Here is an 11,488-nt window from a genome sequence, read left to right as displayed (position 1 = left end):
GTCACCGGAAGACGGTGCCGTCTCGAAATCGGCGTTCGGCGACGAGCTACCGGCTCCCCGGGGCTTCAGGATGCCCAGTCAGCGTTCCGGTGAATAAGCCGGGATTAAGCCATTCCATTGCCTCATCCTTTTCAAAGAGAAAAGCCGCTCAAGCGGTTAAAAAAGATCCGCTGTAAAGCGATACGCTATTGTGAAATAACGAGTGTAGCCAGTAGCGTGGCCGGGCCACAAAAGAAAGGGGGTGCGCTGAAGTAACGGCGGGTGTGACGATGTAAAGTCGTCAGATGGCAATAGCGGGAAGAGAGCAGGGTGGTGCGGATGGGGAGACTTGAACTCCCACGCCTTACGGCACTAGAACCTAAATCTAGCGTGTCTACCAATTCCACCACATCCGCACAACGATGGCGAATTTTACCGGCTATCAGGCTAAAGTCAACGGCTAGGCGTACCGAATGTGCTGTCAAATCAGAGGAAGCGATGAAGCCACGGGCAGGTAAGCCGCATGTTGCGCGCGTTTTTCGAATGAGCCGCAGAGTCGCCGGCGTGCTGCGGGCAGGCGAGGCGATGCTGCATCAGGCGCTGCCCGGGCCCTGTGCGTTTTGCTTGGGCACATCGGCGCCGGGTGCGAGCTGGTGTGGCCCCTGTTACCGGGCGCTTGCGTGGAATCGTTACGGCTGTCGCGTTTGCGGCGAACCGCTGCGCCGTGCGCCGGCGCTGTGCCGCCACTGTCGCGACGTAGCGCCGGCATTTTCGCGCGCTCAGGTGCCGCTGGTGTACGAAGGCGCCGTGCGTCAGCTGGTACAGGACTTCAAGTTTCAGGCTTCGCCGCGCGCCGGCATGTTGCTGGCTGAGCTGTTTGTTTCGGCGCTGGGCCCGGCTGAGGCACAGGCGCTGCTGCCGGTGCCGCTGCATCCGGCCAGGGCACGGCAGCGCGGTTTCAACCAGTCGCGCTGGCTGGCCGACGAGCTGGGTGCGCAGCTTGGCCTTCCGGTGCTTGAGGCGACCCGCCGCGTGGATACTCCCAGCCAGCGCGCGCTTTCCCGCAGCGAGCGCTTTGCTAACCTGGCGGATGCTTTCACCGTCGCCTCGCCGCTGTCCGGACGCATTGCCCTGGTGGACGATGTCATGACCACCGGGGCGACGCTCAACGCGCTGGCGCATGCAGCCCGGCGGGCCGGGGCCTGCGAGGTTGTCGTTTACGCTGTGGCACGCACATCGCTTGCCGCCACCTGATATCATGGCGTTTTGCCAGGCGGAGCTTTTCATGACCCATGCGTTTAGCGCGTTATCGCCATCCACTATTGTGGGCGCCATTGAGTCGGTCGGCGTTTATCCGGCGGGCGAGCCTTTTGCGCTGAACAGCTACGAAAATCGCGTGCTGATGCTGCGTGACGACAGCGGGGGCCGCTGGGTGGTCAAGTTTTACCGCCCCGGGCGCTGGACCGCCGCTGCCATTCAGGAAGAGCACGACTACCTGCACGAGCTGCGGGCAGCCGGTGTCAGCGTAGCGCCGCCGGCGCGGCTGAACAGCGGACAAACGCTGCACCGGTTCGCCGGCTTTGCGTTTGCCCTGTTTCCCCAGCAGCCGGGCCAGGCGCCGGAGCTGGATAACCCGGCCCACCTGTTTGCGCTGGGCGAGGTGATCGGGCGGTTGCACAAAACAGCCGAGCAGGGCGAGTTTGCCCATCGGCCGCGGCTGGCGCTGGTGGAGGATACCGTGCGCGCAAGTGCCAGCGTGCTGGCCAGCGGCTGGCTGAGCAAGCAGCAGCGGCGTGCGTATCAGAGCGTGACCGAAGGGTTGACCCAAGCGCTTGCCGAGGTTGCCGTGCCGAACATGCTGCGCTGTCACGGTGATTGCCACCTGGGCAATATTCTGGGGCGTGAGGACGCCTTTACCCTGGTCGATTTCGACGACTGTCTGATGGCCCCGGCCATTCAGGATATCTGGATGCTGCTGCCGACCGGGGATCCCGATGCCTGGCGCGCCCAGCTAAGCGAAGTCTGTGAAGGGTACGCACAAGAGCGGAGATTCCCTGACGAAGAGCTTGCGCTTATTGAGCCGCTGCGCAGCTATCGCATGGTGCGCCACAGCGCGTGGATAATAGCGCGCTGGAGCGATCCCGCATTCCCCCGGGCGTTTCCCTGGGTGGGGGAATGCGGCTATTGGGATAGCCACATTCGCCAGCTGGAACAGCAGCGAGTGCGGCTGGCGTCGCCGCGCTGGCTGGCCTGAAAGCGGGCCGGCTAGTCGTCTGCGGCTTCGCTTGCCGGCGCTGGCCGCTCAGCGGGAATCGGGTTGGCGACCCCTTCGCCGTTGGCCTGGCGGCGCTGCTTGTTGATTTCTGCTGAGGGGTTGGCCTGCTCGACAATCTCCAGCCCGTCGGTCAGCGTCAGCGTCAGGGGGTGCCCGGCGGGCAGCCGGCAGGCGCCGTTTTCACAGCTGATGCCGTACTGGCCGTCGCTGTCGTAGGCGCTGGCCTGCATCGGGCCGGAAAAAATCGAGCTGTCAGCATCGGCGGTTTCGATGCAGGTAATATCGTGCGTGGTAATACGCACGCGCTCACCGTCGCGCTGAGCGTCCCCTACGATGACGCAGTATTCGGGAAGCGTGTTGGATGCCCGGCGACTATCGGCCGGCCTTAATAAAATGCCCTCTCGACGAGACGTTTCACCGGTGAGGGTAATGGCATCCACTACCTCAACGCCGATGGTGGCGTCGTCCGGCAGGCTGAGCGTAGCGGCAGCGGCGCTAAGCGGCACGGCCAGCAGCGCCGTTGCCAGTGCGCGAACGCCTGTGCGGGCTGAGAGGAAAGACATTTTCGTTAAAGGCATAGCGGTTGTCTCGCATTGGGTGGCGGCGGATAAACGCTGTCGACTATATCACACCATGAGATTTTGCCGATGACAGGTCGCGTCACTGTGCCACACAGCCTTTCAGCCCTTGCCATGCCAAAAGCCGGTGTCGGCAAAGAGCAAACATTGCCGGCCGGCTGCTGTATAGTCTTGCCTGCCGCCGTTTACAGGCGCGTTCGGCCGGCAGGTGATCCTTATATGAACCACGAGGCTTTTTTATGACCGATGACATCGCCCACCACTACCGCCAGATTATGGAAAAGCTGGGGGAAAACCCTGAGCGTGAAGGGCTTAAAGATACTCCCAAGCGTACCGCCAAGGCGATGCAGTTTCTTACGGCAGGCTATCACCAAACGCTTGACGATATCGTCAACGGGGCGGTGTTCGAGTCGCAAACCGATGAAATGGTGCTGGTCAAGGATATCGAGCTGTATTCCATCTGCGAGCATCATTTGCTGCCGTTTATCGGCAAGTGCCACATCGCCTATATGCCCAGCGGCAAGGTGCTGGGCCTTTCCAAGTTTGCCCGGATTACCGATATGTTCGCACGTCGCCTGCAGATTCAGGAAAATCTGACGCTGCAGATTGCCGAAGCGGTACAGGAGGTGACCGAGGCTCGCGGCGTGGCGGTAGTGATCGAAGCGCAGCACCTGTGCATGATGATGCGCGGGGTAGAAAAGCAAAACTCCAGCATGTCGTCGTCGGTGATGCTGGGCGCTTTTCGTACCAACCAATCCACGCGTCAGGAGTTTTTAACGCTGATCAGCTAACGCCCGGGGCGCGTTGTTTTTGGTCATGAGCGCTATTTCGTCTTAGCATGGAGGCATCCGTATTGTATGCCGAATGCCACGACCCGGTCTGGAGACTCCATGGAATCGCTAAAAGAAACCCAGCTGTACTGCCCGTTTGCCTACATTGACGGCAGCTGGGTCGCCGCCGACAGCGGCGAGCAGATCAGCGTTTATAACCCGGCGACCCGCGAGGTTATCGGCAACGTGCCGCGCCTGGGGGAAGAGGAAACTCGACGCGCCATTGACGCGGCAGATGCCGCGCTGCCCGCTTGGCGAGCGATGACGGCGCTGGAGCGCGGCGACCTGCTGCTGAAGTGGTACGAGCTGATGCTTGAGCATCAGCACGATCTTGCCATGCTGATGACCCACGAGCAGGGCAAGCCGCTCAAGGAAGCCGAAGGGGAAATTGCCTACGCGGCCAGCTTTTTACGCTGGTTTGCCGAAGAGGGGCGCCGCGCCTACGGAGAAACCGTTCCTGCCGCCAAGGCCAGCCAGCGCATTGTCGTCACGCGCCAGCCGGTGGGCGTAGTGGGCGCGATTACCCCGTGGAACTTTCCCGCCGCGATGATCACGCGCAAGGCCGGGGCGGCGCTTGCGGCAGGCTGCACCATCGTGATCAAGCCGGCCAGCCAGACGCCGTTTTCGGCCACCGCGCTGGCGCTTTTGGCCGAGCGGGCGGGTATTCCCCGCGGCGTGTTCAACGTAGTGCCCGGCAGCGCCAAGGACATCGGCCGGGCTCTGACCCAGTCGCCCAAGGTGCGCAAAATCACCTTTACCGGCTCCACCGAGGTGGGCCGCCAGCTGATGGCCCAGGCCGCCGAGCACGTGCAGAAGATTTCGCTGGAACTGGGCGGCAACGCGCCGTTTATCGTCTTTGAAGACGCGGACCTGGACGCCGCCGTGGAAGGCGCCATGGCCGCCAAGTTTCGCAATACCGGGCAGACCTGTATCTGCACCAACCGCTTTTTGGTGCAGACAAGCGTGGTCAACGCCTTCTGTGAAAAGCTGGCGGTCGCCATGAACAGCGAGCTTAGCGTGGGCGACGGGGAAAAGGCCGGCAACAACATCGGCCCGCTGATTGACGAGGCCGCCGTCAAAAAGGTCAGCGAGCACGTCAAGGATGCGGTAGACAAAGGCGCTGAGCTGATGCTGGGCGGCCATCCGCATCCGCTGGGCGGTAACTACTTTTCCCCGACGCTGATCAGCGCAGCGACGCCGGACATGCAGGTGGCAAAGGAAGAAACCTTCGGCCCGCTGGCCGCGGTGTTTCCCTTCGACGATGAAGATACCGCCATCGAGATGGCCAACGATACCCGCTACGGGCTGGCGTCGTATTTCTACTCGCAGGATCTGGCGCGCACCTGGCGCGTTGCCGATGCGCTGGACTACGGCATGGTGGGCATTAACACCGGGTCGATTTCCAACGCCGCCGCGCCCTTTGGCGGCATGAAAGCCTCGGGGCTGGGGCGTGAAGGCGGCCATCAAGGGCTGGATGAATACCTCGAAACCAAGTATCTGTGCATGGATATCAGCTAGCGCCGCGGCTCAGGCGCAAGCCCCAGCAGCCGACACGGCCGCTGGGGTTTTTTTATGGTCAAACGGCCGTATCAGTGGCGAAAATGGCGCATGCCGGTGAACACCATGGCGATGCCGGCTTCGTTGGCAGCGTCGATGACTTCCTGATCGCGCATGGAGCCGCCGGGCTGAATCACCGCGGTAATGCCGGCGTCGGCGGCGGCGTCGATGCCGTCGCGGAAGGGGAAGAAGGCGTCCGAGGCCATCACCGAGCCCGGCACTTCGAGGTTCTCGTCGGCGGCCTTGATGCCGGCGATTTTCGCCGAGTAGACCCGGCTCATCTGCCCCGCGCCCACGCCGATGGTCTGGCCGCCCTTGGCGTAGACAATGGCGTTGGATTTGACGAACTTGGCCACGCGCCAGGCAAAGATCAGGTCATTGAGTTCCTGTTCCGACGGGGCGCGTTCGCTGACCACTTTGAGCTCGTCCCGGCCCACCGTGCCCCGGTCGCGCTCCTGCACCAAAAGCCCGCCGTTGACGCGCTTGTAGTCCAGCGCGGCGCGCTCGTCGCTTCCCGGCCAGCCGGCGCTGGCGTCCAGCAGGCGCACGTTGCGTTTTTCCGCCACGATGTCGGCGGCGTCGTCGTCGATCCCCGGGGCGATGATCACTTCGACGAACTGGCGATCGACAATCGCGCGTGCGGTTTTGGCGTCCAGCGCGACGTTGAAAGCGATAATGCCGCCAAAGGCGCTGGTGGGATCGGTGGCAAAGGCGCGGTCGTAGGCCTCGGCCGCGCTTTGGCCCACGGCCACGCCGCAGGGGTTGGCGTGCTTGACGATCACGCAGGCGATGTCGTCAAACGCCTTGACGCACTCGAAGGCGGCGTCGGTGTCGGCGATGTTGTTGAACGACAGCGGCTTGCCCTGGCGCGTGACGGCGGTGGCGACGCCCGGCTCGGCGGCATTCGGGTCGACGTAGAAGGCCGCGTTCTGGTGAGGGTTTTCGCCGTAGCGCATGTCCTGCTTCTTGGCCAGCTGCAGGTTGAACGTGCGCGGGAACGCGGCGTCTTCGTCGCTGACCCGGCGGCCGAGATAGTCGGCGATGGCGCCGTCATAGCCGGCGGTATGCTCAAACGCTTTCACCGCCAGATCAAAACGAGTGGCCTGGCTGACCTTGCCCTGGTGGGCATCAAGTTCGCCAAGCACCCGGTCATAGTCGGACGCGTTGACGACCACGGTGGTGTGGGCGTGGTTCTTGGCGCAGGCGCGCACCATGGTGGGGCCGCCGATGTCGATGTTCTCGATGGCGTCCTCAAGGGTGCAGCCGGGCTTGGCCACGGTGTCGGCGAAGGGATAGAGGTTGACCACGACCATGTCGATGGGCGCGATGTCGTTTTTCGCCATCACCGCGTCGTCCTGGCCCCGGCGGGCGAGAATGCCGCCGTGAATTTTGGGGTGCAGAGTCTTGACCCGGCCGTCCATGATTTCCGGGAAGCCCGTATGCTCGGACACTTCCTTGACCGGCACGTTGTGCTCCTGGAGCAGCCGGAAGGTGCCGCCGGTGGACAAAAGCTCGACGCCGTGCTCGTGCAGGCCACGGGCGAAGTCAACGATGCCGGTTTTATCGGAAACGCTCAGCAGAGCGCGGCGAACGGGGGGCGCGGTAGTAGCCATCAGTCTCTCTTGTCGGTGGGGCGGAAAAACGGCGGTGCCGGCACTCGGCACCGTCGGCAATCAGGCAGAATCGTGATCGATCAGTCCGTAGTGTTTGAGTTTTTTGCGCAGGGTGCCGCGGTTTAGCCCCAGCACCTTGGCCGCACGGGTCTGGTTATCCTGGGTATATTCCAGCACGGCGGCCAGCAGCGGCATTTCCACCTCGGCGATGACCATGGCATAAAGGTCGCTGGTCTCACCGCCGTCGAGGTGTTCAAAATAGCGCCGCATGGAGGCTTCCACGGCGTCGCGAAGCGGCGGCGGGGCGCTCTGTTGAGGGGTGGCATCGTGCGCTACGGTGGCGTCCGGCCGGCTCTGGCAGGGTATGGGGTCGCGGTCGTTCATGCGGCGTGGCTTCCTTTGGCTGACAGGCGCGCGGCGGCATCCGCCGTCATGAGGGCATGCACCCAGTCGAACTGCGCCGCGCGGCTTTCCAAGGCGTTGAACTGCTGTTTCAGGGCGCGCTGCCGGTCAGGGGCAAAACGCGCGTCGCCGGCGATGTACCAGCCCAGATGTTTGCGAGCAATGCGCACGCCCATGAAGTCGCCGTAAAAGGCGTGCAGCGCCGCTAAGTGGTCGCAAAGCACCCGGCGGCGCTCGGCAAGCGTTGGCTGTGCGGGCGGCGTGCCGTGGGCCAGGTAGTGGTTGATCTGCTCGAAAATCCACGGGTTGCCCTGGGCGCCCCGGCCGATCATCACGCCGTCGGCGCCGGTGTAGTCAAGCACCTGGGCGGCTTTTGCGGGGGTGTCGATATCGCCGTTGGCGAACACCGGCAGGCTTACCCGGGATTTGACCTCGGCGACGGTGTCGTACTCGGCCGCGCCCGAATAGCGCTGCTGGCGGTGGCGGCCGTGTACCGCCAGCGCCTGAATGCCGGCGTCTTCGGCAATGCGCGCGATGCGCACGGCGTTGTTGCTCATCGCGCACCAGCCGGTGCGGATTTTTAGCGTCACCGGCACGTCCACGGCGCCAACCACGGCACGGACGATTTCGGCCACGAGAGCCTCGTCGCGCATCAGCGCCGATCCGGCGGCCTTGCTGCAGACCTTTTTCGCCGGGCAGCCCATGTTGATGTCGATGACCTCAGCGCCCAGCTCCGCGTTCAGGCGTGCAGCCTCGGCGAGCATCTCGGCGTCGCCGCCGGCAATCTGCACAACGCGGGGGGCTGGCTCGCCGCGGTGGTCCATGCGCTGGCGAGACTTGCGCGTATGCCACAGCGCGGGGTCCGAGGTGACCATTTCGCCCACCACCCAGCCGGCCCCCAGGCGCCGGCAAAGCTGGCGAAAGGGGCGGTCGGTGACGCCGGCCATGGGGGCGAGCATCACGCGGTTGGGCAGCGTGTAGGGGCCGATGGTAACGGGGCCGGTAGCAGCAGAAGCGTCAGCGGGTGTCATAGGGGCGCTAAAGGTTGTGGGCCGTAACGTCTTTGAGCGGGACAGCCATGATACGCCGAGGCCCGCTCCAGTTGAAGATATCAGCCGCCGGGGCGGTGACCGGACAGGCGCACCCAGCCTTCGCGTACGGCGGGCTCGTCCATGATCAGTCCGCAGGCGCGATAGGCGTCGAGCACGTGCTCGGCCTGGTTTTCCAGAATGCCCGAAAGTGCAATGCGCCCGCCCGGCGCCACGCGGCCGGCAATGGCCGGGGCCAGCTCTACCAGCGGGCCGGCGAGAATATTGGCTACTACCACGGGAAAGTCGGCGTCGGGGTGCTGACGATCGTGCTGTTCCGGGTAGAACAGGGCCAGGTTTTCGTCGTGGACGGCGTTACGCTCGGCGTTATCGCGGCTTGCAGCCAGCGCCTGGGGGTCGATGTCGGTGCCCGTGGCGTGGCGCGCGCCAAGCTTGAGCGCGGCAATGGCGAGAATGCCCGAGCCGCAGCCGACATCCAGCACCCGGCTTTCGGCAAGTTCGCCGTCTGCGGCCAGCGCGTCCAGCCAGGCAAGGCACAGTGCGGTGGTAGGGTGGGTGCCGGTGCCGAAGGCCAGGCCCGGATCAAGGATGAGGTTGACCGCATCCGGGGCTGGGGGCTGGTGCCAGCTGGGCACAATCCACAGCCGCGTCCCCATCCTGAGCGGCTCGAAGCCGTCCATCCACTCGCGTTCCCAGTCGCGGTCGGCAAGCAGTTCGTAGTTGATCTCGGGGCAGGGCTCGCCGGGAAACTGCTCGGCCCAGGCGGCATGAAGGCGCTCAAGCATGGCGCTGATGCCTTCCAGATCATCGTACAAACCGGTGACCACGGTTTTTTGCCACAGCGGGGTGGTACCGCGTTCGGGCTCGAATACCGGATCATCTTCGGCGTCCTGCAGGCCAATGGCAGTTGCCCCTTCGCTAAGCAGCAGTTCTTCCAGCGGCTCGGCCTGTTCGGGGGGTACGTGGGCCTTGAGTTGTAGCCAGGGCATGTGCATCTCCGCGCGGTGCGGCAAAAGGTGGAACAATAGACAGGGATAAAGGCGCAAAAAAAGACGGGATGGCGCTGCCACCCCGCGTGCGGTGCCGGCAAGGGCAGGACTTTGCGTCAGGCGTCCAGCTTTTGCTCCAGGTAGTGGATGGTGACTTCGCCCCGGCGGAAATAGCTGTCGCGGACCAGATCCTTGTGTAGATCGATATTGGTCTTGATGCCTTCCACCAGCAGCTCGTCGAGGCCGTTGCGCATCCGCGTCAGGGCGATGTCGCGGTCTTCACCCCAGGTGATCAGCTTGCCGATCAGCGAGTCGTAGTGCGGCGGGACGCTGTAGCCGGTGTACATGTGCGAGTCCATGCGTATGCCCAGCCCGCCCGGGGGGTGATACAGCGTGACCCGGCCCGGTGAGGGCATGAACGTGCGGGCATCTTCGGCGTTGATGCGGCATTCAAAGGCGTGGCCGCTGAGCTTGACGTCGTCCTGGGTGATCGAAAGCGGCAGCCCCGAGGCAATGCGCAGCTGTTCTTTGACGATATCGACGCCGGTGACCATCTCGGTGACCGGATGCTCGACCTGCACCCGAGTGTTCATCTCGATGAAGAAAAATTCGCCGTCTTCATAGAGAAACTCAAAGGTGCCGGCACCGCGGTAGTTAATATCGATGCACGCATCGCGGCAGGCGTTGAGCACTTTTTCACGCGCGGCGGCGTCGATGCCCGGTGCGGGCGCCTCTTCCAGCACCTTTTGGTGGCGGCGCTGCAGCGAGCAGTCGCGATCAAACAGATGAATGGCGTTGCCCTGGCCGTCGGCCAGCACCTGCACTTCTACGTGGCGCGGCTTTTCCAGGAATTTTTCCATGTATACCGTGCCATCGCCGAAAGCGGAGTGCGCCTCGGTGCGGGTGATGCTGATGGCGGAGAGCAGGTGGCCTTCGGTGTGCACCACGCGCATGCCGCGTCCGCCGCCGCCGGAGGCCGCCTTGACGATGACCGGATAGCCGATGCGTCGTGCGGTGGCCAGGTTCGCCTCGTCGTTGTCACCCAGCGGTCCGTTGGAGCCGGGAACGGTCGGCACGCCGGCGGCTTTCATGGCTTTGATGGCGCTGACCTTGTCGCCCATCAGGCGGATGGTATCGGCCCGGGGGCCGATAAACGTAAAGCCCGAGCGCTCGACCTGCTCGGCAAAGTCGGCGTTTTCCGAAAGAAAGCCGTAGCCGGGATGAATGGCGCTTGCATCGGTGACTTCAGCGGCGCTGATCAGCGCCGGAATATGCAGATACGAAAGCGACGAGGCGGCCGGGCCGATACACACGGCTTCATCGGCCAGGCGCACGTGCATCAGCTCGCGATCGGCCTGGGAGTGTACCGCGACTGTTTTGATGCCCAGCTCCTTGCACGCGCGCAGAATGCGCAGGGCAATTTCACCGCGGTTGGCGATCAATACCTTGTCCAGCATGGGAAATTCCACCCGTGTCAAAAATGAAAGATCAGGCAATGACGATCATGGGCTGGTCGAATTCCACCGCTTCGCCGTCTTCTACCAGGATGGCCTCTACCACGCCGTCGCGGTCGGCTTCGATCTGGTTCATCATCTTCATGGCTTCAACGATGCATACGGTGTCGCCTTTTTTCACCGTGTCGCCGACGTTGGCAAACGGTTTGGCGCCCGGCGCCGGGCTGCGATAGAAAGTGCCCACCATGGGGGAGGTGACGGGGTCGCCGCGGTAGGCAGGCCCGGCAGGGGCGTCTTGCGCTGCCGGCGTGGCCGTACCCGGCGCGGCGGGGTCGGGCGCCTGAGCGGAATGCGGTGCCGGGGCATACTGGGCCATGGGCTGGGGCGCGTAGGCGGTACCGTTGGGATGGCGGCTGATGCGCACCGATTCTTCGCCTTCCTGAATCTCGATTTCGCTAATGTTGGATTCTTCCAGCAGTTCGATCAGTTTTTTGACTTTGCGAATATCCATGAGGGAATCCCATTACTCATTGAAAAAAGTGAAAAATGACAAAAGTAGACGCGCAAGAACACGGTGAAGGGCCGAGATGCCGACAAAGGACAGCCACAGCTACCGGCACACAGCGGCGGCGTTTGAGTAGCGCCCGGGACGCGCTCAAACGGCGCAGCAGGTATGTTTCGCCGGCGTTCTCTGGCGCAGTAAACCAAAAAGAGAAAAACAGAGAACGCCGCACGTTAGTGCACGTTGCCGCCTTATCTGCG

11 protein-coding genes and 1 tRNA gene are annotated in these 11,488 nt (G+C 63.5%); 4 read left to right on the top strand and 8 right to left on the bottom strand.

The features are described 5' to 3' along the window. Positions 1 to 310 precede the first annotated feature (310 nt). Positions 311 to 395, bottom strand: a tRNA-Leu gene (locus ABD654_RS10325). 127 nt (positions 396 to 522) lie between these two features. Between ABD654_RS10325 and ABD654_RS10320 the strand changes: the two genes are divergently transcribed. Both ABD654_RS10320 and ABD654_RS10315 read left to right on the top strand, forming a co-directional pair. Then, positions 523 to 1,233, top strand: a complete 711-nt coding sequence (locus ABD654_RS10320) for a ComF family protein (RefSeq protein WP_344704803.1) — start codon at positions 523 to 525, stop codon at positions 1,231 to 1,233. A 31-nt stretch (positions 1,234 to 1,264) separates the two neighbouring features. After that, positions 1,265 to 2,233: a serine/threonine protein kinase gene (locus ABD654_RS10315; protein ID WP_344704802.1), complete on the top strand. Its 969-nt coding sequence runs from the start codon at positions 1,265 to 1,267 to the stop codon at positions 2,231 to 2,233. An 11-nt stretch (positions 2,234 to 2,244) separates the two neighbouring features. On the opposite strand, the gene ABD654_RS10310 is transcribed toward ABD654_RS10315, so the two are convergent. Then, on the bottom strand, positions 2,245 to 2,832 hold the full coding sequence (locus ABD654_RS10310; protein WP_344704801.1) for a hypothetical protein: 588 nt from the start codon (positions 2,830 to 2,832) through the stop codon (positions 2,245 to 2,247). Positions 2,833 to 3,071: 239 nt separating this feature from the next. Here ABD654_RS10310 and folE point away from each other — a divergent pair, with 239 nt between their 5' ends. Together folE and ABD654_RS10300 are read left to right on the top strand one after the other, a co-directional pair. Then, a complete protein-coding gene (folE, locus tag ABD654_RS10305) occupies positions 3,072 to 3,623 on the top strand; it encodes a GTP cyclohydrolase I FolE (protein WP_344704800.1) in 552 nt (183 codons plus the stop codon). A gap of 99 nt (positions 3,624 to 3,722) precedes the next feature. Further along, complete coding sequence (locus ABD654_RS10300; protein WP_344704799.1) at positions 3,723 to 5,180, top strand: NAD-dependent succinate-semialdehyde dehydrogenase; 1,458 nt, start codon at positions 3,723 to 3,725, stop codon at positions 5,178 to 5,180. Positions 5,181 to 5,251: 71 nt separating this feature from the next. Here the strand turns inward: ABD654_RS10300 and purH are convergent, their stop codons facing one another. The 6 genes from purH to accB all read right to left on the bottom strand — a co-directional run bounded on the left by purH (position 5,252) and on the right by accB (position 11,237). Further along, a complete protein-coding gene (gene purH, locus ABD654_RS10295; protein WP_344704798.1) occupies positions 5,252 to 6,832 on the bottom strand; it encodes a bifunctional phosphoribosylaminoimidazolecarboxamide formyltransferase/IMP cyclohydrolase in 1,581 nt (526 codons plus the stop codon). Positions 6,833 to 6,892: 60 nt separating this feature from the next. Next, entirely contained in the window at positions 6,893 to 7,216 is a 324-nt protein-coding gene (fis, locus tag ABD654_RS10290; RefSeq protein WP_344704797.1) for a DNA-binding transcriptional regulator Fis, read from the bottom strand. Next, positions 7,213 to 8,265 carry a tRNA dihydrouridine synthase DusB gene (gene dusB, locus ABD654_RS10285; RefSeq protein WP_344704796.1) on the bottom strand — a complete coding sequence of 351 codons (1,053 nt, stop codon included), beginning with the start codon at positions 8,263 to 8,265 and terminating at the stop codon, positions 7,213 to 7,215. The genes fis and dusB overlap by 4 nt, the downstream gene beginning before the upstream one ends. An 80-nt stretch (positions 8,266 to 8,345) precedes the next feature. Continuing rightward, a complete protein-coding gene (gene prmA, locus ABD654_RS10280; protein WP_344704795.1) occupies positions 8,346 to 9,272 on the bottom strand; it encodes a 50S ribosomal protein L11 methyltransferase in 927 nt (308 codons plus the stop codon). A gap of 116 nt (positions 9,273 to 9,388) precedes the next feature. Beyond that, positions 9,389 to 10,729: an acetyl-CoA carboxylase biotin carboxylase subunit gene (accC, locus tag ABD654_RS10275; RefSeq protein WP_344704794.1), complete on the bottom strand. Its 1,341-nt coding sequence runs from the start codon at positions 10,727 to 10,729 to the stop codon at positions 9,389 to 9,391. 31 nt (positions 10,730 to 10,760) lie between these two features. Beyond that, positions 10,761 to 11,237, bottom strand: coding sequence for an acetyl-CoA carboxylase biotin carboxyl carrier protein (gene accB, locus ABD654_RS10270; protein ID WP_344704793.1), 477 nt, complete (start codon positions 11,235 to 11,237; stop codon positions 10,761 to 10,763). Positions 11,238 to 11,488 lie beyond the last annotated feature (251 nt).

Source organism: Halomonas cibimaris, from assembly GCF_039537045.1.
GTDB classification, from domain to species: Bacteria; Pseudomonadota; Gammaproteobacteria; order Pseudomonadales; family Halomonadaceae; genus Vreelandella; species Vreelandella cibimaris.
Note: the sequence above shows the minus strand (reverse complement) of the source record. Positions and strands in the feature narration are given on the sequence as shown.

What these genes read in the sequence shown, in the direction of transcription:
- ABD654_RS10320 (WP_344704803.1), top strand. Translation starts at nt 523, where the DNA reads ATGAGCCGCAGAGTCGCCGGCGTGCTGCGGGCAGGCGAGGCGATGCTG.
- ABD654_RS10315 (WP_344704802.1), top strand. Translation starts at nt 1,265, where the DNA reads ATGACCCATGCGTTTAGCGCGTTATCGCCATCCACTATTGTGGGCGCC.
- ABD654_RS10310 (WP_344704801.1), bottom strand. Translation starts at nt 2,832, where the DNA reads ATGCCTTTAACGAAAATGTCTTTCCTCTCAGCCCGCACAGGCGTTCGC.
- folE (WP_344704800.1), top strand. Translation starts at nt 3,072, where the DNA reads ATGACCGATGACATCGCCCACCACTACCGCCAGATTATGGAAAAGCTG.
- ABD654_RS10300 (WP_344704799.1), top strand. Translation starts at nt 3,723, where the DNA reads ATGGAATCGCTAAAAGAAACCCAGCTGTACTGCCCGTTTGCCTACATT.
- purH (WP_344704798.1), bottom strand. Translation starts at nt 6,832, where the DNA reads ATGGCTACTACCGCGCCCCCCGTTCGCCGCGCTCTGCTGAGCGTTTCC.
- fis (WP_344704797.1), bottom strand. Translation starts at nt 7,216, where the DNA reads ATGAACGACCGCGACCCCATACCCTGCCAGAGCCGGCCGGACGCCACC.
- dusB (WP_344704796.1), bottom strand. Translation starts at nt 8,265, where the DNA reads ATGACACCCGCTGACGCTTCTGCTGCTACCGGCCCCGTTACCATCGGC.
- prmA (WP_344704795.1), bottom strand. Translation starts at nt 9,272, where the DNA reads ATGCCCTGGCTACAACTCAAGGCCCACGTACCCCCCGAACAGGCCGAG.
- accC (WP_344704794.1), bottom strand. Translation starts at nt 10,729, where the DNA reads ATGCTGGACAAGGTATTGATCGCCAACCGCGGTGAAATTGCCCTGCGC.
- accB (WP_344704793.1), bottom strand. Translation starts at nt 11,237, where the DNA reads ATGGATATTCGCAAAGTCAAAAAACTGATCGAACTGCTGGAAGAATCC.